Here is a 22,165-nt window from a genome sequence, read left to right on the forward strand (position 1 = left end):
GCGCTTAGACGGCGCAGATGGCTGCAGGATGATGGAACAGTGACCGCACGGTTAAGTTGTCGGATGGAAGTTCATCAACTTCCGCGATGACGCGCCCGCGCCGCCAACACGTCATAGGCGGCGCGCACGGCCTCGGCCCCGTATTCCCGCTCCAGGCGGCGCACGGTGAAATGGGCGCGGCCGACGGACCGGAAATGCTCCAGAAAGGCGAGGTTCACCGCCGCGCCCGCCGCGGCGCCCAGCACCGGCGCCGCCTGGGCGCCGAATTTCAGCATCAGCGGCCCCATGAAGCGCGCGGCGATGGCGGCGATGAAATTGGGCATTAGCGCCACGCTCATGTTGGGCAGCAGCCGCGACAAGGCGAGCCGCGTGGCGAAATAGCCGGTCTCGGTCGCGTCATCCGAGGCGCCGGGGCCACCCAGCGCGAACACCTTGAGGCATTCGGCGCCGGTTTCCGGCAGCTTCGGATCTTCCCCGGCGGCGGCGGCCTCCGAGGCGATCTGGCGCAGCAGCAGGGTGGTGGACACCGGCAGCTCCACTAGCGTCCCCGCCAGGCCGAAGGCGCCGCCCGCCGCGCCGCTGGCCGCGGCCAGGCCGCGATGCATCCAGTCGGCGCTGATGCCGATTGGCGGCTTCGCGCCCGGATTGCTGTTCATCGCGGCTTCCAGCGCCTTGGCCAGCGCCTTCTTCACCGCGAGATCCACCATGCCCTGCGCCGCCGAGGGCAGCCGCTTGCGCAGCGCCTCGATCGGCGTGCCCGCCATGCCGGCCAGCCGCACCGCGAGCGAGGTTTCGTCCAGCACCCGCCGCGCCTCGGCCAGTTCCGCCTCCGCCCCGGCCGGCAGCGGCAGGGTGGCAGGCAGGGGGACGGAGGCGGCGTCCTGGACCGGTTCGCTGATTTCGCTCATGGCGCGGCGGGCCTTCCTTACAGGATGAAGCGGCTGAGATCGGCGCTGGCGGCCAGCGGCGCGACCTTTTCACGGACATAGGCCGCGTCCACGCTCACGGTTTCGCCGGAACGGTCGCTGGCGGTGAAGGAAACCTCCTCCAGCAGCTTCTCCAGCACGGTGGCCAGCCGCCGGGCGCCGATGTTCTCCACCCGCGCATTGATGTCGGCGGCGAGGTCGGCGATCGCCTCGATGGCGTCCTCCGTCAGCGCCAGCGTCACCCCTTCCGTGGACAGCAGCGCGACATACTGCTTGGCCAGGGAATGCTCCGGCTCGGTCAGGATGCGGCGGAAATCATCCCGCGTCAGCGCGCCCAGCTCCACCCGGATCGGCAGCCGGCCCTGCAGCTCGGGCAGCAGGTCGGAGGGCTTGGCGATGTGGAAGGCGCCGGAGGCGATGAACAGGATGTGGTCGGTCTTCACCGGGCCGTGCTTGGTGGCGACCGTGGTGCCCTCGATCAGCGGCAGCAGGTCGCGCTGCACGCCCTCGCGCGAAACGTCGCCGCCACGGCCGCCGCCCTCGGAGGTGCGGGCGCACACCTTGTCGATCTCGTCGATGAAGACGATGCCGTTGTTCTCGGCGTTGTGCACGGCGTCGCGGGTCAGCTTCTCCTGGTCCAGCAGGCGGTCGGCCTCGTCCTGGATCAGGGCGGTGCGGGCCTCGGCCACGGTCAGCTTGCGCGACTTCGGCTGACGGCCGAACATCTTGCCCATCATCTCCTGGATGCCGGCCATCTGCTGCGGCGGCATGCCGGGGACGTCCATCATGCCGATCGGGGTGGAGCCGCCCTGGTCGGACACCTGCACCTCGACCTCCCGCGACTCCAGCGAACCCTCGCGCAGCATGCGGCGGAACTTCATGCGCGTCTCGCCCGAGGCGCCCTCGCCCACCAGGGCGGTGATCAGCCGCTCCTCGGCCGAAAGCTCCGCCTTGGCCTGCACCTCCTTGCGGGACGCTTCGCGGGTGCGGGTGATGGACACCTCCACCAGGTCGCGGACAATGCTTTCCACGTCGCGGCCGACATAGCCGACCTCGGTGAACTTGGTGGCCTCGACCTTGATGAAGGGGGCATCGGCCAGCCTGGCCAGGCGGCGGGCGATCTCGGTCTTGCCGCAGCCGGTCGGGCCGATCATCAGGATGTTCTTCGGCACCACCTCCTCGCGCATGGCTTCGGGGAGTTGCTGGCGCCGCCAGCGGTTGCGCAGCGCAATGGCGACGGCACGCTTGGCCTCGTTCTGGCCAATGATGAAGCGATCCAGTTCGGAGACGATCTCGCGCGGGGAAAGGTTAACGGTGTCCATTCTCTTGTCCTGATGCGGGCCCGGAGGGGGCGCCGCGGATAGGCCACAGGTCGGGACCGGCGGGCCCCGCGTCAATCCCTGGCGCCTTTCGCGGCCGAACTGGCATGATTGCTGCTTCCTTGCCTGACGGTTCTTTTCCAGCGGATGGAGGCTGCGATGCTGTCACGTAGAGGCTTGCTCGGAACCGCGGCGGGCGGGGGCGCGGCACTCGCCGCCGGCCTCGGCCGGCCGGCCCTGCCGCGGGCGCAAACGCTGCGCCGGCTGCGCTTCGTGCCCATGGCGGCCTATTCCTCCCCCGACCCGATCTGGACCACGGCGATCGTGGTGCAGACCCACGCGCTGATGGTGTGGGACACGCTGTACGGCGTCGATATCGGCCTGCGGCCCCATCCGCAGATGTGCGCCGGCCATGAGCTGTCCGGGGACGGCCTGTCCTGGACCTTCACCCTGCGCGACGGGCTGTTGTTCCATGACGGGGAGCCTGTGCGCGGGCGCGACGTGGTGGCCTCGATCGGCCGCTGGTCGCAGCGCAACAGCTTCGGCCAGCTCCTGGCCGCCGCCACGGCCGAGATGACGGCGCCGGATGACCGCCGCTTCCGCATCCGGCTGAAGCGGCCCTTTCCGCAGATGCTCTACGCGCTCGGCAGCCAGGGCTGCTTCATCATGCCGGAACGTATGGCGCGGGTGCCGGCCAGCGAGCCGGTGAAGGAGTTCGTCGGCAGCGGCCCGTTCCGCTTCGTGCCCGATCAATACGTGTCCGGAGCGCGTGCCGTTTATGCCCGCTTCGACCGCTACCAGCCGCGCCAGGAAGCACCCGACTACCTTTCGGGCGGCAAGGCGGTGCATTTCGATGAGGTGGAATGGAGCATCCAGCCCGATCCCGGCACCGCCGCCTCGGCGCTGCAATCGGGCGAGGTGGACTGGGTGGACCAGCCGCTGTTCGACCTGGTGCCGATGCTGCAGGCGAGCCGCGGCGTCACCGTCGAGCAGCTCGACCCTTTCGGGCTGATCGGCATCATCGGGCTGAACCACCTGCAGCCGCCCTTCAACAACCCGAAGCTGCGGCGGGCCCTGCTGCCGGCGATCGACCAGAAGCAGTACATCGCCGCCGTGCTGGGCGAGCAGGCGAAATACGCTTCCCTGCCGGTGGGCTACTTCACGGTCGGCTCGCCCATGGCCAGCGAGGCCGGCATGGCGGCGCTGGCCGGCCCGCGCGACCTCGACCTCGCCGCCCGGCTGGTGCGCGAATCCGGCTATGCCGGGGAGCCGGTGCTGCTGATGGATCCGGCCGACCAGCCGCAGATGCATGCCATGGCGGAACTCACCGCCAGCATCTTCCGGCGCATCGGGCTGACGGTGGATGTGGTGGCGATGGACTGGGGCTCGCTGCTGTCGCGCCGGGCGGTCAAGGCGCCACCCGCGCAGGGCGGCTGGAGCGTCTTCAACACAAGGCAGGCCGGGCTCAACGCGGCGGACCCGGCCAGCGTCCAGCTGAAGGGCAATGGCGACAAGGCCTGGTTCGGCTGGCCCACCGCGCCGCGCCTCGACGAATGCCGCGAAGCCTGGTTCCAGGCCGGCGACCCCGCGGAACAGAAGCGCATCGCCGCCGACATGCAGCAGGCGGCGTTCGAGGCGGTGCCCTATATCCCGGTGGGCCAATGGTCGCAGCCCACCGCCTGGCGGTCCGACCTGACGGGCTTCCTGAAAAGCGCCAACCCGCTGTTCTGGAACCTCCGCCGCACCGCGTGAGCGCCACGGCCAAGGGCGATCAACAGGCGCGAACCGGGGGAACGCTTCCCCCGGGGTAGCCTTGCTACAGCGTTTCCAGCACGTAGCGGCCATTGGTGTAGACGCAGATCTCGGCGGCGATGCCCATCGCCTTCTTGGCGATGGCCTCGGCCGTCATGCCGTCCACGTCGATCAGGGCGCGCGCGGCCGCCAGGGCGTAATTGCCGCCGGAGCCGATGCCGATGATCTGGTCCTCCGGCTCCAGCACGTCGCCATTGCCGGTGATGAGCAGGGAGCGGTCCTTGTCCGCCACCGCCAGCAGGGCCTCGAGGCGGCGGAGATAGCGGTCGGTGCGCCAATCCTTGGCCAGTTCCACCGCCGCCCGCTCCAGCTGGTCGGGGAAGCGTTCCAGCTTGGCTTCCAGCCGCTCCAGCAGGGTGAAGGCGTCGGCGGTGGCGCCGGCGAAGCCGGTGATCACCTTGCCGCCGGCGATGCGGCGGACCTTGCGGGCGTTGTTCTTGACCACGGTCTGACCCATGGAGACCTGGCCATCCCCCGCCATGGCCACCTGCCCGTCCTTGCGCACGCAAAGGATGGTGGTGCCATGCCAGCCGAGGGGATCGTGAGGCGTCGTGTTCATGGGGCGGAGATGGCACCGGCGATGCTCCGCAACAAGCCGTGGGCAGGGCCGTCATGCGGAGGGCGGATGCTTGACCCGCGCCCCCTGGCCCCGCCATTGATGCCGGCAGCATGACCGCCCCCCTGCCTGACCTAGCGCACGACCTGCTGGCCGAGCGCCGCCGGATGAAGCGCCGCCTTTCCGCCTGGCGGGCGCTGGCGGTGCTGCTCGCGCTGGGCGGGCTGTTTGCGCTGGGCGGCTGGCGCCCCGGCACGGCCGGGCTGGGCGGGCATCTGGTGCGTCTCTCGGTCGAGGGCGTCATCAGCGACGACCGCAGATTGACGGAGGCCATCGCCGCCGCCGCGCGCGACCCCTCGGTGCGCGGCATGATCCTGTCGATCGACAGCCCCGGCGGCACGGTGGCCGGCGGGGAAGGGCTGCACGCGGCGCTGGGGCGCTTTCGCGAGGCCAAGCCGCTGGTCGCCGTGATGCGCGGCACCGCCGCCTCGGCCGGCTACATGATCGCCATGCCGGCGCAACGCGTTTTCGCCCGCGAATCGACCCTCACCGGCTCCATCGGCGTGATCCTGCAAAGCTTCGAGGTCAGCGAGCTGATGCGCAGCCTGGGGGTGCGGGCGGACATGCTGACCTCCGGCATCCTCAAGGGCGAGCCCAACTTCTTCCGGCCGCTCTCGCCGGCCGGGCGGGAAGCGCTGGAAGGGGTGCTGCGGAACATGCATGACCAGTTCGTCGGCCTGGTGGCCACGGGCCGCGGCATGACGCCCGAGCAGGTGGCGCCGCTGGCCGATGGCCGCATCTACACGGGCCGGCAGGCGCTCGACCTGAAGCTGATCGACGCCATTGGCGGCGAGCCGGAAGCGCGCGCCTGGCTGGCGGCCGAGCACGGCATTGCGGAAACAGCCCCCGTGCGCGACCTCGACCCGCGCGGAACCGCCGAGCGGGTGCTCGGGATCTCGGTGCGCGCGCTGGTGAAAAGCGTGGTTTCAGAATGGCTTGTGATTGACGGCGTCCGGGCCGTTTGGCAGCTTCCCCGGTGAGGGCGCACGGCATGACGGCGCAACGGAAAGGCGGGCCATGACGAAATCCGAACTGATCGCGCAGCTGGCGGCCGCCAACCCGCATCTGCGCCAGCCCGATGTGGAACTGATCGTCGGCACCATCTTTGAAGAAATCACCAATGCCCTGGCGCGCGGCGACCGGGTGGAATTGCGCGGCTTCGGCGCCTTCTCGGCCAAGCAGCGCGATCCCCGCACCGGCCGCAACCCGCGCACCGGGGAAGCTGTGGAAGTGGAAGGCAAGGCCGTGCCCTATTTCAAGCCAGGCAAGGAATTGCGGGAACGCGTCAATGGCGGCCCGCTGCAAGCGTCCGATCGCCTGCCGGTGTCCGGCCGATGAGGCTGATCGGGCTGCTGCTCACTGCCCTGCTGCTGTTGCTGCTGGTGTTGTTCGCGATTTCCAACACCCAGCCGGTGATGCTGCAATTCTGGCCGTTCGACCTCACCTGGCAGGTGCCGCTGGCCGCCGCCGTGCTGGGGGCGGCGGCGATCGCTTTCGCGCTGGGGGCCCTGCTGGCCTGGGGCGGCGCGCTGCGCTACCGGCTGCGCGCGCGCAAGATGCAGCGCGCCGCGCAGCTGCTGGAAGCCGAGCTGGCCGAGCTGCGCGCCCGGCAGGAAGCCGCCAAGGCCGCCGCCGCCGGCACGCCGCCCCTGGCCGTGACCACCAGCCTGACGCCCGCCCGCTGACGATGCGCCGGAAGCCCGACAGCGCCGGCATCATCGCGGCCCTGGACACGCCAGACTCGGGCCGGGCCGAAGCCTGGGCCCGGGCGGTGGCGCCGCATGTCGGCCTGCTGAAGGTCGGGCTGGAGCTGTTCTGCGCCGCCGGGCCGCAGGTGGTGCGCCAAGTGGCGGCCCACCGCCCGGTTTTCCTGGACCTGAAGTTCCACGACATCCCCAACACCGTGGCCGGCGCCGTCCGCTCCGTCTGCGCCACGCATCCGGCCATGCTGACCCTGCATGGCGGCGGCGGTTCCGCGATGATCGAGGCCGCGCGCCGCGCCGCCGAGGACAGCCTGGGCGAGAACCGCCCCGCCATCCTGGCCGTGACCGTGCTGACCAGCTTCACCGCCGAGGCGCTGGCCGCCACCGGGGTGTCCGGCGGCCCGGCGCAGCAGGTGCTGCGGCTGGCGAGGCTGGCGCTGGAAGCCGGCGCGGACGGGCTGGTCTGCTCGCCGCAGGAAGTTTCCCGGCTGCGGGACGCCTTTGGCGAGGCGCCGCTGCTGGTGGTGCCCGGGGTGCGCCCCGCCGGCAGCGCCACCGGCGACCAGGCGCGCACCGCGACGCCGGAGGACACGGTGGCCGCCGGCGCCGACTGGCTGGTGATCGGCCGCCCGATCACCGCCGCCGCCGATCCGGGCGCCGCCGCCGCCGCCATCGCCTCCGGCCTTCAATCGCGCCGGCTCCAGCCTTCCCCATCCCACCCATGACCGGGCGGGTCCAGGTCAAGATCTGCGGCATCAATGATGGCGCGACCTATGACGCCGCCTGCCAGGCCGGCACCGATTATGTGGGCTTTGTTTTTTATCCGCCCTCGCCGCGCGCGGTGACGCCGGAACAGGCGGCGATGCTGGCGGCGCGGGCCGGCACCGGCCGGCGGCCGCCGAATGTCGGCCTGCTGGTGGATGCCACGGATCAGGAGATCGCCGAAATCCTGCGGTCGGCGCCACTCAGCCTGCTGCAACTGCATGGCCAGGAAAGCCCCGAGCGCTGCGCCGCCATCCGCGAGCGCTTCGGCCTGCCGGTGATGAAGGCGCTGGGCATCGCCACCGAGGCCGATCTGGCGCTGATGGAGGCCTATGCGCCCTGCGTGGACCGCTTCCTGCTGGATGCCAAGCCACCCCGCGGCGCCAGCCTGCCGGGCGGCAACGCCACCGCCTTCGACTGGTCCCTGCTGTCGGGCCGCGCCATTCCCCGGCCCTGGATGCTGGCCGGCGGGCTGAACCCGGCGAACGTGGCCTCCGCCATCCGTGCCACCGGGGCGGAAGCGGTGGATGTTTCCTCGGGTATCGAGCGGGCGCGCGGCGTCAAGGACCCGGTGCTGATCACCGCCTTCATCGCCGCGGCGCACGCCGCCTGACGGGCGCCGGCCCCGCGACGGACCAGGCGATGCCGGCCGGTGCTTCGCGTCTTTTCATGTCCCGCATGATCGCTTAAGCGTCATGATCGAATGCCCATAGGGGGATACACGACATGAACCGCCGCGCCCTGCTCGGCGCCGCCGCCACCGCCGCGCCGGCCACCCTGCTTGCCGCCCCGGCCCTGGCGCAATCGGCGCCGGAGATCCGCTGGCGGCTGACCAGCTCCTTTCCGCGCAACCTCGACATTCTGTTCGGCGCGCCGGAGCTGATCGCGCGCCGCGTCGCGGCCCTCACCGACAACAAGTTCCAGATCCGTGTCTTTCCCGCCGGCGAGATCGTCGGCAGCCTGCAGGCGCTGGACGCGGTGCAGGCCGGCACCGTGGAATGCGCCCATTCCGCCCCCTACTACTATGTCGGCAAGGACCCTTCCTTCGCCTTCTTCACGGCCATGCCCTTCGGGCTGAACACCCGCATGTTCAATGCCTGGTACCGGCATGGCGGCGGCGCGGCCCTCGCGGCGGAGCTGTTCGCCGGCTACAACACAGTGGTGATGCCGGCCGGCGACACCGGCGCCCAGATGGGCGGCTGGTTCCGCAAGGAAGTGAAGACCCTTGCCGAGCTGCAGGGGCTGAAGTTCCGTGTCGCCGGCTTCGCCGGGCAGGTTTTCGCCAGGCTGGGCGCGGTGCCGACGCAGGTCGCGGCCTCCGACATCTATCCCTCGCTGGAGCGGGGCACGCTGGACGCGGTGGAATTCGTCGGCCCCTATGACGACGAGAAGCTGGGCTTCGCGCGCGTCGCGCCGAACTACTACTTTCCCGGCTTCTTCGAGCCCGGCGCGCGGCTGCACTTCATGGCCAACAAGGCGGCCTGGGACGCGCTGCCCCCCGCCTACCGGGCCGCGCTGGAAACCGCCTGCGCCGACGCCGACACCGACATGACGGCGCGCTACGATGCCGGCAACCCGCAGGCGCTGCGGCGGCTGATCGCGGCCGGCGCGCAGCTGCGCCCCTGGCCGCGCGAGATCCTGGCCGCCGCCTGGAAGGCGACGCACGAGCTGTACGAGGAAACCGGCGCCAAGAACGAGCGGTTCAAGACGATCTGGGATTCCTATCGCCGCTTCCGCGACGACGAATATGCCTGGTTCCGCGTCGCCGAGAATTCCTTCGACAATTTCGCCTTCACCGCCTCCCAGACGGTGCGCTGAGGCCGCCGCGGGCGAGGTTCCGCCCGCGGCACGATGACCGTGAATTCATGGCCTCCGCCGCCGCGCCGGCACAGCGCGGCGGTGACAGGCCGTGCCATGCGCGTTATCCGGGGCGCCAGCAGCCCGGGATATGACGATGGATCTTGCCGCTTTTCTCTCCGCCGCCCTGATGGGCATCGTGGAGGGACTGACCGAATTCCTCCCCATTTCCTCCACCGGCCACCTGATCCTGCTGGGCGAGGCCATCGGCTTCCAGGGCCCGCCCGGCAAGGCCTTCGAGATTTCCATCCAGCTCGGCGCCGTGCTGGCGGTGATGTGGCTGTTCCGCCAGACGCTGATCCAGATGCTCACCGGCATGTGGAAGATCGGCAGCCGGGACTTCTATTACGCCCTCAACCTCCTGCTGGCCTTCCTGCCGGCGATGGTGTTCGGCGCCACGCTCTACAGCACCATCACGGAGCTGCTCTACACGCCCTTCGTGGTGGCGGTGGCGCTGATCCTGGGCGGCGTCGCCATTATCGCCATCGAGAAGCTGCGCCCCGCCCCCTCCATCCATTCGGTGCCGGAGATGGGGCCGCTTGCGGCGCTGCTGGTCGGGCTGGGCCAGGCGCTGGCAATGATCCCCGGCACCAGCCGGTCGGGCGCCACCATCATCGCCGCGCTGCTGGTGGGGGTGGACCGCAAGGTGGCGGCCGAGTTCTCCTTCCTGCTGGCCGTTCCCACCATGCTCGCGGCGACGACGTTCAGCCTCTACAAGAATCGCGAGGTGCTGGAATGGTCGGCGGCGGGGCAGATCGCCGTCGGCTTCGTGTTCGCCTTCCTTGTGGCGCTGCTGGTGGTGCGCTGGCTGATGTCGGTGATCAGCCGCATCGGCTTCACGCCCTTCGCCTGGTACCGCATCGCCCTGGGCAGCCTGATCCTGGTCTGGCTGGCGCTGCGCTGAACGCACGCCATGCTTGAAGCGGCGGACGGATTTGGCCATCTTGACGCGATTCTTCCAATGGATGATCGCTCATGCGGTTCCTGGCCTGCCTGATCGCCGCCGCCTTGCTGCCGGGGTTTGTCGCCCCTGCCCTGGCCCAGAGCTGGCCCAATGAAACCGGCCCTGCGGGAGACCTGCTGACTTCCTCGGGCCGGCAGTTCGACCGGCTGCGCCAAGCGGCGCCGGGGCCGCGACCTGGCGGCTTCGCGGCCCCGGACCGGCCGGTTGTTCCCATGCTGGACTGGGCACCGCCCGTGGCGCAGCCGCCGGCGCCCGCGCCGCGCCGCGTGGCCACGCCCCGCCGCGCCCCGGCCGCGGCACCCGCCCCCGCTTCCCCCGCGGCGGCCACGCCCACCGCCAGCACCCGCAACGACTGGGAACGCAGCCTGGCCGAGCGGGAGCGCGAGCTGGAGGCGCTGCGCCGCCGGCTGGAAGAGGATCGCCGCCTGTTCGGGGCACAGGCGCCGGCCCGGCCGGACGCGCCGCGGCCCTGACCGCGCTCAGCCCTGCGCAACAGGGGCCATGAAGGCCAGTTCGGCGCGGGTGGCCTCCCCCAGGCGTTCCGCCGCGCGTTTCAGCGCCGTCTGGCTGTGGCCGGAATAGCCCAGCACAAAGCCTTCCGGCCCTCCGGGCTCGATCCGGGTTTCCGACAGCAGCCAGCCCTCGATCCCGGCCGCGGCGCGGATCGCCCTGTCGGTTCCCGGCGGCGCGCCCGGCGGCAGCAGCGCCAGGAGATGCAGCCCCTGATCCGGCACCGGCACCCGCAGCAGCCCGGCGGAGGCACGCAACAGCGTTTCCGCCACAAGGTCGCGGGCGGCGCGGTAACGGCCGCGCATGCGGCGCAGATGGGCCGCGAAGCCGCCGCCGCTCATCAGCCCGGCAATGGCCGCGCCGGCGAGGCTTGGGGGAAAGCGGTCCGACGCGGCGCGGGCCGCCATGGCGCGGGGCAGCAATTCGGCCGGCAGCACGGCATAGGCGGTGCGCAGCCCGGCGAACAGCGTCTTGGAGAAGGTGCCGGTGTAGATGACCCGCGCCTGCCCATCGATGCCGGCCAGTGCCGTCAGCGGCGGGCCGGCATAGCGGAACTCGCTGTCGTAATCATCCTCCATCACCCAGGCGCCGGCATCCCGCGCCCATTCCAGCAGCGCCATCCGGCGCGCCATGCTCATGGTCACGCCGGTCGGGAACTGGTGGGAGGGGGTGACATAGGCCAGCCGCGCCATGGGCGCGCGGTCGCGGCCCCGCGCGGCATCCAGCCCGGCGGCATCCACCGGCACCGGCACGATGCGGGCGCCGGCGGCCTCGAAGGTGCGGCGGGCTGCGGGATAGCCCGGGTCCTCCATCCAGACCGCGTCACCGGGCCGCAGCAGGATCTCGGCGCACAGGCGCAGCGCGTGCAGCGTGCCGCTGGTGACCAGGATGCAGGCGGGATCGCAGGCCAGGCCGCGCGTGGCGGCCAGGTGCAGGGCGATGGCCTGGCGCAGCGCAGCATCGCCGCGCGGATCGCCATAGCTGAAATGGCCGGGGTCCGGCTCCGCCAGCTGCCGGCGCAGGCTGCGGCCGAAATGCTGCAGCAGACGCGCATCCGGATGGGTGCAGCCAAGGGCGAAGGGCGCATGGGCCGGGCGGGCAGCACCGGTGACGGCCGGGGCGGGCGCCGGACCGCGGGATGACCCGCGAAGCGCCCCATGCGGCACATGCGCGGCGACAAAGGTGCCGGCGCCGGTGCGGGCCTCGGCCAGCCCGTCGCTGAGCAACTGTTCATAGGCGGCGACCACGGCGTTGCGCCGGACGCCGAGCTGCGCCGCCAGGGCCCGGCTGGAAGGAAGCCGCAGCCCCGCCGCCAGGCGCCCGCCCAGGATGGCGGCGCGCAGCCCCGCATGCACACGTTGCGCATGGCTGCCCGGAAGATCCTCCAGCAGCAGTGGGATGTCCAGGACCGCGGCTGGCGGGCGGCGCGAAGTGGTTGGCATCAGGCGCTCCGGATTGGACCTCGCGCCGACCACTTTCCGGGGGCAGGATGGCGGGGTCAAGGAAAGCCGCCCCGATGTCCAGCACCGAAGCCCCCAGCTATCCCGTCGATGCCCGCAACCGGGTGAAGCGCCGCCATGACCGCGGCTTCTACGACCATGACACCGTGCACCGCCTGCTGGATGCCGCCGTGCTTTGCCACGTCGCCTATGTCGTGGATGGCCTGCCCTATTGCACGCCGACCCTGTTCTGGCGGGAAGGCACGACGCTCTATTGGCATGGCAGCAGCGCCAGCCGCATGCTGCGCAACCTGTCGGACGGGCAGCCCGCCTGCCTCACCGTCACGCATTTCGACAGCCTGGTGCTCGCCCGCTGCGGCTTCAACCATTCGGCGGATTACCGCTCCGTCATGGCCTTCGGGGAGGCGCGGCTGATCACCGACGCGGCGGAAAAGCGCCGCGCCCTGGTGATGATGGTGGACCGCTTCTTTCCCGACCGCACCGCTGGCCTGCGCGCCAGCACCGACCAGGAGATCAAGGCCACCTCCGTGGTGGCGATGGAGATCGAGCGCGCCTCGGCCAAGATCCGCGCCCGGGGCGTGGTGGATGACGACGAGGATTACGAGCTGCCGATCTATGCGGAGCGCCTGCCGGTGCGCACCGTGATCGGCGCGCCGGAGCCCTGCCCCCGCCTGATGCCGGGGGTGCAGCGGCCGGAGAAGCTGGGCGGATACCGCGACGGCCGGCTCCTGGAAGACGCGCTGGCCGAGGCGCATGCCGCTGCCTATGGCGGCTGAAGCCTCTGGTTAGCTGCGATCCTCAGCCACGCAGCAGGCGGGGCGCCACCAGCAGCCCCATGGCCGCCGGCAGCGCCGCCATGCCCAGCAGGGGCAGCGTCCAGCCCAGCGCCGCCACCCCGGCGGCGAAGGCGAAGGGCGCGGCGAAGTAGCACAGGAAGGTGACAACCGTGACGCCGGAGGTGGCGTCGCTGATGCGGGCCGGGGGCGCGACCCGCGCCACCTCGGCCAGGGCGATGCCGTTCCAGCTGGCCGCGACGAAGCCGCAGGCCCCGGCCAGCGCCCCCAGCGTCCAGCCCGGCGTGCCGGCCGGCGCCAGCGCCAGCAGCACCGCGAGCAGCGAGCCGATGAAGGCCTGCGAGGCCAGGATGAGGGCCGGCCTGCCGCTGCGATCGGCGACCCAGCCGAGCGCCATGCGGGCCGTCACGCCCGCCCCCTGCATCACCGCAAAGATCACCCCGGCCTGCGGCAGCGACAAGCCGTGCTTGCCGACCAGCCAGGTCACCACAAAGGCGAACAGCGAGCCTTGCAGGCAGGCAAAGGCGCCGCTCAGCAGCGCCAGCGGCCAAAGCATCGGATGCAGGCGCAGCGCCGACAAGGGCGCCGCCAGGTTGCGGCGGCTGAACAGCGTGCCAGGCCCCACCGGGCGCCCGGCATTCCGCCCGGCATCCAGCGCGCCGCGCCAGGGCTGGACGGCGAGCCCGGCGCAGCAGCCGAGCAGCAGGCCAAGCAGGCACACCGCTTCCCACCCCAGCGCCAGGGCGACCGGCGGGCCGGCCAGCCCCGCGACCACGGCGCCTAGCGGCGCCCCCGCCTGCTTCACCGAGAAGATCAGCGTCCGGTGCTCGGGCGGCGCGGTGGCGGCCAGGATGCGGCTGCCCGCCGGCGGCGTCGGGCCATAGCCGATGCCCAGCAGCAGGGCGGCCGCGAACAGCGCCGGCGCCCAGCCAAGTCCGGCCAGGCCAAGGGCGAGGCCGGACAGCGCCACCCCGCCCTGCAAGGTCCGCACCGGCCCCAGCCGTTCCAGCACCGGGCCGCCGCACAACAGGAACAACACCGTGCCAAGGGAGGTCAGCCCGGCGAGGTAGCCGATGCTTTCGGCGGAAAGGCCGATGGCCTCCGTCATCACCGGCGCCACCACCGGCAGGGTCTGGCCAAGCGCGGCGGCGGCCGTCTGCATCGCCAGGGTGACCCCCAGGGCGGAACGCCAGCCCGGTCGCGGCGCGACGGTCATGGAGGGAGCGGCGCGGAGCGGGCGCGGAATCGGGGCAAGGGCATGTCATGCCAGCTTCCTGCGCCGCCTGCCGGGCGGCAAGGGCGGCAAGGGCAGCAAGGGCGGCAGGCGCCATCCTGGGCATGAAGGCCGGGATGGGAAGCCATGCGGGCGGCCCGGCGATCGGGGCCAGGCGGCGGCAGACTGCGCGGCGGCCATGCCTGGCCGCCGCGCCCTTTCAGGCGGCGATGCCTTCCGGCACGGTGAAGTCGGCTTCCGTTTTGTCCCGCACTTCCGCCAGCGTCACGCCCGGGGCCAGTTCCACCAGCGCCATGCGGCCCTGCGCGCGGTCGATGGAGAACACGCCGAGCTCCGTCACCACCATGTCCACCACGCCCTTGCCGGTCAGCGGCAGGGTGCATTCGCGGAGCAGCTTGGGCTTGCCGCCGGCGGTGTGCTCCATCAGCACCACCACCTTCTTCACGCCGGCTACGAGGTCCATCGCGCCACCCATCCCCTTCACCATCTTGCCGGGGATCATCCAGTTGGCGAGGTCGCCATTCCCGGCCACCTGCAGCGCGCCGAGGATGGAAATATCGACATGCCCACCGCGGATCATGGCGAAGCTGTCGGCGGAGGAGAAGAAGGAGGTGGTCGGCAGCTCCGTCACGGTCTGCTTGCCGGCATTGATCAGGTCGGGGTCCTCGTCCCCCTCATAGGGGAAGGGGCCCATGCCCAGCATGCCGTTCTCGGATTGCAGCTGCACCGAGACGCCATCGGGGATATGGTTCGCCACCAGGGTCGGGATGCCGATGCCGAGATTGACGTAGAAGCCGTCCTCCAGCTCCTGCGCGGCGCGGGCGGCCATTTCGTCGCGGGTCCAGGCCATGATGTTCGTCTCCTTCAGGCCAGGTTCTCGGCGCCGGCGGCGGCCGCGTTGGCATTGGGCGGAATGGCGTCGGTGACGCGCTTGCGGGTGGTGCGCTGCTCGATGCGCTTCTCGTAATCGGCGGGCAGCTTGACGATGCGCTGCACATAGATGCCGGGGGTGTGGATGTGGTCGGGGTCGATCTCCCCCGCTTCCACCAGGTGCTCCACCTGCACCACGGTGACCTTGGCCGCCGTCGCCATCATCGGGTTGAAGTTGCGCGCCGTCTTGCGGAACACGAGGTTGCCCTCGGTGTCCGCCTTCCAGGCATGGATCACGGCGAGATCGGCGAAAAGGCCGCGCTCCATCACGTAATGCTCGCCGTCGAACTCGCGGGTTTCCTTGCCTTCCGCGACCTGGGTGCCGTAGCCGGTCTTGGTGAAAAAGGCGGGGATGCCGGCGCCGCCGGCGCGGATGCGCTCGGCCAGCGTGCCCTGCGGGTTGAACTCGATCTCCAGCTCCCCGGCCAGGAATTGCTGGGCGAAGGTCTTGTTCTCGCCGACATAGGACGAGATCATCTTCCGGATCTGCCGGGTTTCCAGCAGCAGGCCAAGGCCAGCGCCGTCAATGCCGGCATTGTTGGAAACAACGGTGAGGTCCTTCACGCCGGCATCGCGGATGGCGGCGATCAGGGCCCCCGGGATACCGCACAGGCCGAAGCCGCCAGAATGGATCAGCATGCCGTCCTTCAGCAGGCCGTCCAGCGCGGCCGCGGCATCCGGATAGATCTTACGCATGTCGAGTGAGGCTCCCCATTCAGACGTTCGGGGCGCAAGGCTAGACCCCCCTCCTGCTTCGGGAAAGGGGCCGAAGGCGTCCACAAAAAAGCGCCATTCTGCCGCTTGCGCGGAACCGGCCGTCCCGTTATACCGCGCCCACTCCACTGGGGGGCCATAGCTCAGTTGGGAGAGCGCTTGAATGGCATTCAAGAGGTCGTCGGTTCGATTCCGATTGGCTCCACCAATCAAAAACCGCCTGAGCAGGAACCAAGCCACGGAGTGGCCTTCCTGCTCAGGCGGTTTTTTTGATTCTGCGGTGCCGCGTGGCACGTTCCGGCCATGGGCAGCCACTGGATGACCGCGATTGGTCCGGCCGCTTCGCAGCGAAATGAGCGGCAGCGGATATTCTTCTTCCAATCGAAACATTTGGCCGCCTATAACCAAATGGTTGATCGGGAGATGATGGTGAAGACGCTGCTGGCCTTTCCGCTTGCCGCCCTGCTGTTGTCGGCCTTTCCCTACGGCGTCCAGGGCGCCGAAAGCGTCGCGGTGGCCGGCGCCAGGCCGGCGCGCCCGCCCAGCCCGGCGCAGCTGGCCGCGCGGGAACGGATGCGCGACTGCGCCGCCACCGCCCGCGGGCAGCAACTGGCCGGCGATCCGCGCAAGGCCTTCATGAAGACCTGCCTCGCCAAGCGCTGAGGCCAGCCCGCAACGTCCCTGAACGGCACCGCCGGACAATGGCGGCCGGCATGTCGCTCCCCCGGCGCTTGGCCTCAGCCCTCGCGCCGGTACACCGCCTCGACCACCTGCTTCCAGCCGCTATTCTGCCGCATGCGCGAGGTGAGGCGGCGCACCCCATCCGCCTCGAAGGTGATGATGTCCTGATAGGCAACCAGCCCGTCCTCCCCGGTGAAGGAGGGCCCCATCGTGTCCAGCACCAGGGTTTCGCCGGAAAGCCCGCCTTCATAGACCCATTGATGCGTCATCATCGAGGACACGAAATTTCCCACGAACCGCCCGCGCGCCGGGTCATAGCCCAGCGTCATCAATGAGCGGTGCGGCTGGCCTTCCGGTGAATGGCCTTCCCCCTCGCCGATGATCCAGGCCTCGCCGAGGCCGCGCACGGTTTCGCGCCCCTCGAAGCGGCCGGAAGGCTCGCCTTCCGTTTCGCAGCCGCCCTCGAAGCGCCAGGCGCCGATCAGGCGGTGCAGCCAGCGATGCTCGTCACGGATGTCGGTCTTCATCACGCTTGCCTCTCTTGCTTCAGCCGCAGCAGGACGCGGGCGGCAACGCGGCGTATTCGTCATGCCGGCGCACCCAGTTCATGGTGCCGTTCTCGTCCCGCCCCTTGGGCGTCAGATCCATCATCAGGAAGGTGGTCAGCATGTCCTCGGTGCCGCGCGCATAGGCCGAGTAGGTGTGGAACACCGTCCCCTCCGCGTCGCGGCAGAACACGCTGAGGCCATGCAGCTCGTCATGCGCCTGCTGGCTTGGCGTTTGGCGGAAATTGTAGAACACCGTGCCGCTGGCCAATTGCTCGGGGGTGAAGGTGACATGGAAGTCGGCGTTGAAGTCGCTGCCATGCGACGACACCCAGGGAAAGCGCCAGCCCATGCGCCGGCGATAGCGCTCGATCTCCGGCAAGGGCGCGCGGGACACGGCGACAAAGGACACATCGTGGTTTTCGAGATGCGGCAGCATGCCGTCGAAATGGTCGGCGCCAAAGGAACAGCCGGTGCAGCCCGCCTCCCAGCCTGGCGCCAGCATGAAATGGTAAACGATCAACTGACCATGGCCGCGGAACAGCCCGGCGAGGTCGGTTGCGCCATCCCATCCCGGCGCCTTCGGCGTTTCGAAGCGGTAAGGCTTCTCGATGCGCACCCAGGGCAGGGCGCGGCGTTCGGCGGCCAGGGCGTCGCGCAGGCGGCTGTACTCCTTCTCCCGCGCCAGCAGGGCCCGGCGGGCATCCAGCCAGGCTTCCCTCGAAACGACCGGATGGTTGGGCATCCTCGGTTCCTCCATTGCGCCAGGGCGTTGTCTCGCCCTTGACATGAAAGGTTGATATCAACATTTCTTCTGATGTGCCATCCCCCGATCTTTCCTTCGCCACCACATTGCTGGTCCGCGACACCTGCCTGTGCCTGCATGCCCAGCGCGCCGCCCGCGCCCTGGCGCGCCGCTTCGACGAGGCCTTCCGCCCGCTGGGCCTCACCAGCGGCCAGTTTTCCCTGATGATGGCGCTGAACCGTCCGCAGCCGGCGTCGATGGGGCCGGTCGCGGCCCTGCTGGCGCTGGACCGCACCACGCTGACGGCGGCCCTGAAACCCCTGGAACGGCGCGGGCTGGTGCGGGTGTCGCCCGATCCGCGCGACCGCCGCGCCAGGCTGCTGTCACTGACGGAGGAAGGCGGCGCGCTTCTGGCGCGCGCCTTGCCCATCTGGCAGGCTACCCATGCCGAGGCGGAGCAAAGGCTGCGGGGCGAGGCGGCGGCATTGCGCCAGGCCCTGGCCACGCTGGCGTGATGCCGGCGGGGCGTCGGCTTCCGGTATGCCGGAAGCCGGGTTTTCCCGGCAGGAGGCCGCCCCATGGCTCGCACCCCCCGACCCGCCGCCAGAACGGCGAAGCGCCCCAGCCCCGAGGCGCTGCGGCAATTCATCCGCAGCCGCGGGCCGGAGTTGTTGCGGCAGCCCCACGTCACCTCGGTCGGCATCGGCTACAAGGTCCGCGATGGCCGGGAAACCGGCGAGCTGGCGATCCAGTTCACCGTGGACCGCAAGCTGGCGCCCGAAACCCTGGAAGCCGAGCGCATCCCGCTCCTTCCTGCCTCCTTCACCATTGACGGGATGGAGGTGCCGACGGACGTGCTGCAGCGCCGCTTCCGCCCCGCCTGGGAGCTGGTGGGGCCCGAGCGCATGGCCAAGGACATCCGCAAGCAGCGGCTGGACCCGGTGCGCCCCGGCTGCAGCATCGCGCATCCGCAGGAAACCGCCGGCACCCTGGGTGCCATCGTCTATGACCTGCGGGACGGCGCCGCCTGCGGCCTGTCCAACTGGCATGTGCTGCATGGGCCCAGGGGCCGGATCGGCGACAGGGTGGTGCAGCCCGGCCCGTTCGACGACAACGCCATCGAGGCGAATGGCGTCGGCTCCCTGCTGCGCTCGCATCTGGGTGCCGCCGGGGATTGCGCGGTGGTGCGGCTGGAGGGCCGCGGCGTGGCGCCGGAGATCATCGGGCTGGAGGTGGCGCCGGCACAGGTCGCGCGCGCCGAGCTGGGCGACAGGGTGGTGAAATCCGGCCGCACCACCGGCGTCACGCATGGCCGCGTCACCCGCATCGAGGTGATGGTGCGGCTCGACTATGGCGGCGCGGCGGGCGGGCGCGACATTGGCGGCTTCGAGATCGGCCCCGACCCGAAGCGCCCAGCCCCGGGTGGTGAGATCAGCATGGGCGGCGATTCCGGTTCCGCCTGGATGGCCAGCGATCCGCGCGGCCGCGCCACCGAAGTGATGCTCGGCCTGCATTTCGCCGGCGAAGGTGATGCCGAGCCGGGGGAACATGCCATCGCCGGCTATGCCCATGCCGCGCTGGAGAAGCTGCAGGTCGCCCTGGTCCCCCCATCATCCGATGCGGTGCGGCAGGCCCGCGGCGAGGGCTTCGATCCCGGCTTCCTCAACGATCCCGTCCCCTTTCCGCAGCCCGGCCCGAAGCTGGCGGCGGATGTGCTGGACACCAGGGATGGCAAGGTCGTCCATCACACGCATTTCTCCCTGGCGATGAGCCGGGGGCGCAAGCTGGCGCTGTGGGTGGCCTGGAACATCGACGGAAGGGCGCTGAAGGGCTTCGGCCGCAAGGGGCTCGATTTCCGCCTCGATCCCAAGGTCGGCGCGGCGAACCAGCTTGGCGAGGAGGTTTATGCCGCCAACCGCCTGGACCGCGGCCATCTGGCGCGGCGCGCCGACCTGGTCTGGGGACCGGATGAGGAAGCGCAGCGCGCCAATCGGGATTCCTTCTACTTCACCAACATCGCGCCGCAGCACCAGGGCTTCAACCAGAGCCGCGCCGGCGGGCTGTGGGGGGAGCTGGAGGATGCCATCATGGAGGAAGCCTCCATCGACCGGCTGCGCCTGTCGGTCATGGCGGGCCCCATCTTCGCGGAGGACGACCCGGTTTACCGCGGCACCCGCATCCCCCAGGCCTTCTGGAAGCTGTTGGCCTTCCGCGACGCCGACGCGGACAACCGCCTGACCGTTCGCGCCTTTGTGCTGACGCAGGAAGACCTGCTGGACCGCATCGAAACGCTGGCGCTCGATCCGTTCCGCCTGTTTCGCGTGCCGCTCGCGGAGCTGGAGCGGCGCACCGGACTGCGCTTCGGCGCGCTGAAACAGATGGAAGCGCGCCCGGAAGGGCTGCGGCAGCGGGAGCGGCCGGCCATCACCGAGGTGCTGAGCCGCGCCGATCTGCTCGCCTGATGCGCCACAGGGATGCTCCACCGGGAGCGCGACGGCTTTCAACCCGCGCCCCGAGCCGCCATGTCTAGGGCTGGCAGGAAAAGGGATGGCCCGGCGATGAACAACATGTCCCCCGCGCGGCTGACGGAACTGGCGCATGGCGGCGGCTGCGGCTGCAAGCTGGCGCCCTCCGTCCTGCAAGCGCTGCTGGCCAACCAGCCGGGCGCCGGCCCCTTCCCGCAATTGCTGGTCGGCGCCGAAACGGCCGACGACGCGGCGGTGTGGAAGGTGGACGAGAACCTGACCGTGCTCGCCACCACGGATTTCTTCATGCCGATGGTGGATGATCCGCGCGATTTCGGCCGCATCGCCGCCACCAACGCCATTTCCGACATCTACGCCATGGGCGGCCGCCCGATCATGGCGCTGGCCATCCTCGGCATGCCGATCAACAAGCTGGCGCCGGAGGTGATCCGCGAGATCCTGGCCGGCGGCGCCTCGGTCTGCGCCGAGGCCGGCATCCCCGTGGCCGGCGGCCATTCCATCGACTCGCCCGAGCCGATCTACGGCCTGGCCGTGATCGGCCTCGGCCGGCCTGACCAGCTGCGCCGCAACACGGGCGCCCGGCCGGGCGACGCGCTGATCCTGACCAAGGGCCTGGGCGTCGGCCATTATTCCGCGGCGATCAAGCGCGGCGCGTTGCCGGATGGCGCCTATGCCGAGATGCTGGCCTCCACCACCCTGCTGAACCGCATCGGCGGCGAATTGTCGGGGGACGCGGCGGTGCATGGCATCACCGACGTCACCGGCTTCGGCCTGCTCGGCCATGCGCTGGAAATGGCGCGCGGCTCCGGCGTCACGCTGCGCCTCGACGCGGCGGCCGTGCCGCGGCTGGCCCATGCGGCGGCGCTGGCGTGGGAAGGCTTCGTCACCGGTGCCTCCCACCGCAACTGGGACAGCTATGGCGACGCCATCGCCCTGCCGGAAGGCTGCCCCGACTGGCAGCGCCACCTGCTCTGCGATCCGCAAACCTCGGGCGGGCTGCTGATCGCCTGCGACGGGACGCGGGCCGATGCGCTGGTGGAGCGGATCCGCGCCGCCGGCTACCCCATGGCGGCCCGCATCGGCGAAGCGGTGGCCGGCGAAGCCCGGGTGGTGGTGACCGGAAGCCTCGCCGGGCGTTAGATCGCAATGGCCGCCCTGGCGGCGCCCCGCCTTGGAGGACATGCTCATGATTCCGCGCCTCACGATGCTGGCCATGCTGGCCATTCCCATGCTGCTTTCCCCGGCGCCGGACGGCGCCACGGCGGCGCAGACCCCATCGGCCCGGCAGCAGGGCCCGGCCAGCCAGCAGGCCAATGGCTGCGAAACGGGCAGCCGGGCCGAGGCCGCGACGCCCCCGGCACGCAACACCGGGGACGGCACCGCCCCCGGCAATGCCGGCTCCACGGGGTGGAGCGGCGGCACGGGCGGCTCGCATATCGGCACCAACACCAGCGGGGCGGTGAACGGTTCCCGCACCTGGCAGCCGCCAACGGCGCGCGGCCTGGACCCGATCGGCGCGCCGAAGCGGGCCTCCTGTTAATTTCTCGGGCTGATCCCCGGAAGGAAAGGCGCGCGCCTTTCCTTCAATGCGCCGGCTGTTCGTCCAGCCGCAGGCGAAGCCCATCGGCGTTGAAGAATTCGCCCTCGCGGATCAGGGAGCGGTCCTCGTGCAGCTTGCGGGTCAGGGCGCCGAGCCTTGCCCGCGCTTCCCCATCCGGCACCAGCCCTTCGCGGCCGGCGCGGAAGAACACGGCGGCGGACCATTCCACGCCGGCGCCGATGAACAGCCGCGCCATGTCCGGCCAGCGCGTCTCGTCTCCCACCACATGCAGCCAGGCGGAGCGCAGCGGCTCCACCGTGGTGTCTGTGATCCGCAGCAGCACGAACAGCACGGTAAAATCGCCCACCTCGGCATAGGTCCGCACCAGCCATTCATCGAAATCGGTGTTGATCGGCGCGGTCATGCGGCATCGTCCGGGGCGGAAGGGTTTGGCGGAAGAGAATGGGAGTCGAACCCACCCGGGACAGTCTCGCTGCCCCACCCGGATTTGAAGTCCGGACGCCCCACCGGGAGCGACTCTCTTCCATCCTTGGCCGAAGCCGGCGC

25 protein-coding genes and 2 tRNA genes are annotated in these 22,165 nt (G+C 70.6%); 16 read left to right on the top strand and 11 right to left on the bottom strand.

Features of this window, described 5'->3' with window-relative positions:
• Positions 1–74 precede the first annotated feature (74 nt).
• Positions 75–908, bottom strand: a complete 834-nt coding sequence (locus F0Q34_RS07165; protein WP_149811483.1) for an EcsC family protein — start codon at positions 906–908, stop codon at positions 75–77.
• A 17-nt stretch (positions 909–925) separates the two neighbouring features.
• Positions 926–2,248 (bottom strand): ATP-dependent protease ATPase subunit HslU, encoded by a 1,323-nt coding sequence (gene hslU / locus F0Q34_RS07170; RefSeq protein ID WP_149811484.1) that lies wholly within the window; start codon positions 2,246–2,248, stop codon positions 926–928.
• Between the two features lie 156 nt (positions 2,249–2,404).
• Here hslU and F0Q34_RS07175 point away from each other — a divergent pair, with 156 nt between their 5' ends.
• Positions 2,405–3,997, top strand: a complete 1,593-nt coding sequence (locus F0Q34_RS07175) for an ABC transporter substrate-binding protein (protein WP_149811485.1) — start codon at positions 2,405–2,407, stop codon at positions 3,995–3,997.
• A gap of 64 nt (positions 3,998–4,061) precedes the next feature.
• Here F0Q34_RS07175 and hslV read toward each other — a convergent pair whose 3' ends face one another.
• Entirely contained in the window at positions 4,062–4,616 is a 555-nt protein-coding gene (gene hslV / locus F0Q34_RS07180) for an ATP-dependent protease subunit HslV (protein ID WP_149811486.1), read from the bottom strand.
• 110 nt (positions 4,617–4,726) lie between these two features.
• Between hslV and sppA the strand changes: the two genes are divergently transcribed.
• The 8 genes from sppA (at position 4,727) to F0Q34_RS07220 (ending at position 10,432) form a co-directional block, all read left to right on the top strand.
• The gene (gene sppA / locus F0Q34_RS07185; protein ID WP_149811487.1) at positions 4,727–5,653 is read left to right on the top strand and encodes a signal peptide peptidase SppA; all 927 of its coding nucleotides are present in this window, start codon (positions 4,727–4,729) and stop codon (positions 5,651–5,653) included.
• 37 nt (positions 5,654–5,690) lie between these two features.
• Entirely contained in the window at positions 5,691–6,011 is a 321-nt protein-coding gene (gene ihfB / locus F0Q34_RS07190; protein ID WP_149811488.1) for an integration host factor subunit beta, read from the top strand.
• Positions 6,008–6,358, top strand: coding sequence for a lipopolysaccharide assembly protein LapA domain-containing protein (locus F0Q34_RS07195; RefSeq protein ID WP_149811489.1), 351 nt, complete (start codon positions 6,008–6,010; stop codon positions 6,356–6,358). The genes ihfB and F0Q34_RS07195 overlap by 4 nt, the downstream gene beginning before the upstream one ends.
• A gap of 2 nt (positions 6,359–6,360) precedes the next feature.
• Positions 6,361–7,101, top strand: coding sequence for an orotidine-5'-phosphate decarboxylase (pyrF, locus tag F0Q34_RS07200; RefSeq protein WP_149811490.1), 741 nt, complete (start codon positions 6,361–6,363; stop codon positions 7,099–7,101).
• On the top strand, positions 7,098–7,751 hold the full coding sequence (locus tag F0Q34_RS07205; RefSeq protein WP_149811491.1) for a phosphoribosylanthranilate isomerase: 654 nt from the start codon (positions 7,098–7,100) through the stop codon (positions 7,749–7,751). Before pyrF ends, F0Q34_RS07205 begins: the two co-directional genes overlap by 4 nt.
• Before the next feature lie 113 nt (positions 7,752–7,864).
• On the top strand, positions 7,865–8,956 hold the full coding sequence (locus tag F0Q34_RS07210) for a TRAP transporter substrate-binding protein (protein WP_149811492.1): 1,092 nt from the start codon (positions 7,865–7,867) through the stop codon (positions 8,954–8,956).
• A gap of 130 nt (positions 8,957–9,086) precedes the next feature.
• On the top strand, positions 9,087–9,899 hold the full coding sequence (locus F0Q34_RS07215; RefSeq protein WP_456316235.1) for an undecaprenyl-diphosphate phosphatase: 813 nt from the start codon (positions 9,087–9,089) through the stop codon (positions 9,897–9,899).
• A gap of 71 nt (positions 9,900–9,970) precedes the next feature.
• Complete coding sequence (locus F0Q34_RS07220; protein ID WP_149811493.1) at positions 9,971–10,432, top strand: hypothetical protein; 462 nt, start codon at positions 9,971–9,973, stop codon at positions 10,430–10,432.
• Between the two features lie 6 nt (positions 10,433–10,438).
• On the opposite strand, the gene pdxR is transcribed toward F0Q34_RS07220, so the two are convergent.
• Positions 10,439–11,911, bottom strand: a complete 1,473-nt coding sequence (pdxR, locus tag F0Q34_RS07225) for a MocR-like pyridoxine biosynthesis transcription factor PdxR (protein ID WP_149811494.1) — start codon at positions 11,909–11,911, stop codon at positions 10,439–10,441.
• A 74-nt stretch (positions 11,912–11,985) separates the two neighbouring features.
• Between pdxR and F0Q34_RS07230 the strand changes: the two genes are divergently transcribed.
• Positions 11,986–12,705 carry a pyridoxamine 5'-phosphate oxidase family protein gene (locus F0Q34_RS07230; RefSeq protein ID WP_149811495.1) on the top strand — a complete coding sequence of 240 codons (720 nt, stop codon included), beginning with the start codon at positions 11,986–11,988 and terminating at the stop codon, positions 12,703–12,705.
• A gap of 22 nt (positions 12,706–12,727) precedes the next feature.
• Here F0Q34_RS07230 and F0Q34_RS07235 read toward each other — a convergent pair whose 3' ends face one another.
• The 3 genes from F0Q34_RS07235 to F0Q34_RS07245 form a co-directional block, all read right to left on the bottom strand.
• Positions 12,728–13,939, bottom strand: a complete 1,212-nt coding sequence (locus tag F0Q34_RS07235) for an MFS transporter (RefSeq protein ID WP_149811496.1) — start codon at positions 13,937–13,939, stop codon at positions 12,728–12,730.
• Between the two features lie 217 nt (positions 13,940–14,156).
• Positions 14,157–14,807 (bottom strand): CoA transferase subunit B, encoded by a 651-nt coding sequence (locus F0Q34_RS07240; RefSeq protein WP_149811497.1) that lies wholly within the window; start codon positions 14,805–14,807, stop codon positions 14,157–14,159.
• Positions 14,808–14,821: 14 nt separating this feature from the next.
• Positions 14,822–15,583 (bottom strand): CoA transferase subunit A, encoded by a 762-nt coding sequence (locus F0Q34_RS07245; RefSeq protein WP_149811498.1) that lies wholly within the window; start codon positions 15,581–15,583, stop codon positions 14,822–14,824.
• A 150-nt stretch (positions 15,584–15,733) separates the two neighbouring features.
• Between F0Q34_RS07245 and F0Q34_RS07250 the strand changes: the two genes are divergently transcribed.
• Together F0Q34_RS07250 and F0Q34_RS07255 are read left to right on the top strand one after the other, a co-directional pair.
• Positions 15,734–15,809 (top strand) — tRNA-Ala (locus tag F0Q34_RS07250).
• Positions 15,810–16,024: 215 nt separating this feature from the next.
• A complete protein-coding gene (locus F0Q34_RS07255) occupies positions 16,025–16,264 on the top strand; it encodes a PsiF family protein (RefSeq protein ID WP_206667965.1) in 240 nt (79 codons plus the stop codon).
• A gap of 74 nt (positions 16,265–16,338) precedes the next feature.
• Here F0Q34_RS07255 and F0Q34_RS07260 read toward each other — a convergent pair whose 3' ends face one another.
• Both F0Q34_RS07260 and F0Q34_RS07265 read right to left on the bottom strand, forming a co-directional pair.
• On the bottom strand, positions 16,339–16,809 hold the full coding sequence (locus tag F0Q34_RS07260; protein ID WP_149811500.1) for a DUF1579 domain-containing protein: 471 nt from the start codon (positions 16,807–16,809) through the stop codon (positions 16,339–16,341).
• A gap of 19 nt (positions 16,810–16,828) precedes the next feature.
• The gene (locus F0Q34_RS07265) at positions 16,829–17,572 is read right to left on the bottom strand and encodes a DUF899 domain-containing protein (protein ID WP_149811501.1); all 744 of its coding nucleotides are present in this window, start codon (positions 17,570–17,572) and stop codon (positions 16,829–16,831) included.
• Between the two features lie 74 nt (positions 17,573–17,646).
• Between F0Q34_RS07265 and F0Q34_RS07270 the strand changes: the two genes are divergently transcribed.
• The 4 genes from F0Q34_RS07270 to F0Q34_RS22145 all read left to right on the top strand — a co-directional run bounded on the left by F0Q34_RS07270 (position 17,647) and on the right by F0Q34_RS22145 (position 21,598).
• The gene (locus tag F0Q34_RS07270) at positions 17,647–18,087 is read left to right on the top strand and encodes a MarR family winged helix-turn-helix transcriptional regulator (protein ID WP_149811502.1); all 441 of its coding nucleotides are present in this window, start codon (positions 17,647–17,649) and stop codon (positions 18,085–18,087) included.
• A gap of 63 nt (positions 18,088–18,150) precedes the next feature.
• The gene (locus F0Q34_RS07275; RefSeq protein WP_149811503.1) at positions 18,151–20,034 is read left to right on the top strand and encodes a DNA/RNA non-specific endonuclease; all 1,884 of its coding nucleotides are present in this window, start codon (positions 18,151–18,153) and stop codon (positions 20,032–20,034) included.
• Between the two features lie 96 nt (positions 20,035–20,130).
• A complete protein-coding gene (selD, locus tag F0Q34_RS07280; RefSeq protein WP_149811504.1) occupies positions 20,131–21,198 on the top strand; it encodes a selenide, water dikinase SelD in 1,068 nt (355 codons plus the stop codon).
• Between the two features lie 46 nt (positions 21,199–21,244).
• Positions 21,245–21,598 carry a hypothetical protein gene (locus tag F0Q34_RS22145; protein ID WP_206667966.1) on the top strand — a complete coding sequence of 118 codons (354 nt, stop codon included), beginning with the start codon at positions 21,245–21,247 and terminating at the stop codon, positions 21,596–21,598.
• 43 nt (positions 21,599–21,641) lie between these two features.
• On the opposite strand, the gene F0Q34_RS07290 is transcribed toward F0Q34_RS22145, so the two are convergent.
• Positions 21,642–22,022, bottom strand: a complete 381-nt coding sequence (locus F0Q34_RS07290) for a hypothetical protein (RefSeq protein ID WP_149811505.1) — start codon at positions 22,020–22,022, stop codon at positions 21,642–21,644.
• Positions 22,023–22,048: 26 nt separating this feature from the next.
• Positions 22,049–22,144, bottom strand: a tRNA-Sec gene (locus tag F0Q34_RS07295).
• Positions 22,145–22,165 lie beyond the last annotated feature (21 nt).

Origin of the sequence: Teichococcus oryzae (assembly GCF_008386565.1) — a bacterium.
Lineage (GTDB): Bacteria > Pseudomonadota > Alphaproteobacteria > Acetobacterales > Acetobacteraceae > Pseudoroseomonas > Pseudoroseomonas oryzae.